This is a genomic window from Burkholderia sp. Bp9143, assembly GCF_003853645.1.
In the GTDB taxonomy this organism is placed as follows: Bacteria; Pseudomonadota; Gammaproteobacteria; order Burkholderiales; family Burkholderiaceae; genus Burkholderia.
This window is the reverse complement of sequence record NZ_QTPO01000149.1, coordinates 1-921: the sequence shown is the minus strand read 5'-3', so window position 1 is coordinate 921 and position 921 is coordinate 1. Positions and strand designations below refer to the sequence as shown.

The 921-nt window shown below is 62.4% G+C and carries 1 protein-coding gene; it reads left to right on the top strand.

All coding sequences use genetic code 11. The annotated features are described in order from the left end of the window. The first annotated feature begins 91 nt into the window (after window positions 1–91). Window positions 92–909, top strand: a protein-coding gene (locus DIE23_RS39065) for an IS5 family transposase (protein WP_124618207.1) whose coding sequence is annotated in 2 segments (ribosomal slippage) — window positions 92–440 and window positions 440–909 — 819 coding nt in all. Because the reading frame shifts where the segments join, the coding sequence is not laid out codon by codon here. Window positions 910–921: the final 12 nt, after the last annotated feature.

Below are 921 nucleotides of genomic sequence, written 5' to 3'. Positions count from 1 at the left end.
CTTAGAGACGGTTTCAAAATGGCCCCTTGGGGCTGTTAACTTTCGCGACGAGCTGTTAACCTCAGGCATCGGAACAACCGAGACTGAGGAGATGGGCAAGCCGATCATCGACGACGAGTTGTGGACACTGATCGAGCCGTTACTGCCGCCATCCAAGCCACGGCGCAAGAAGAACCCGGGCCGCCTGCCGGTTTCGAACCGCGCCGCGCTGACCGGCATCTTGTTCGTTCTCAAGACCGGACTGCGCTGGCGCGATCTGCCTGCCGAGATGGGTTGCGGCTCGGGCGTGACATGTTGGCGACGGCTACGCGACTGGCAGGTTGCCGGCGTGTGGGACCGCTTGCACGAGCTGCTGCTCGCGAAGCTGCGAGCAGCAGACCAGATCGACTTCTCTCGAGCTGCTGTCGATTCATCATCGATTCGCGCCGTTGGGGCAGGCCAAAAACTGGGCCAAACCCTACCGATCGCGCGCGACCCGGTTCCAAGCACCACATCGTCACCGACGCCAACGGCACGCCGCTCGCCGCGATCCTGACCGGCGCGAACGTCAACGACGTCACGCAATTGCTGCCGCTGATCGACGCGATTCCGCCGATTCGCGGTTTGCGCGGCCACCCGCTGCACAGACCGCGTGTGGTCTACGCCGATCGCGGATACGACTCCGAGCGACATCGACGCGCGTTGCGCAATCGCGGTATCGAGCCGGTGATCGCCAAGCGCCGTACCGAACACGGCAGCGGCCTTGGCAAATATCGCTGGGTCGTGGAACGCACGCATGCCTGGCTGCATCACTTCCGTCGTCTCCGTATTCGTTTCGAGCGCCGTGCTGACATTCACGGCGCGTTCCTAAAACTCGGTTGCTGCCTGATCTGCTGGAATACCCTCCGGCGCGCCGAACAGCCTTTATGAAACCGTCTCTTA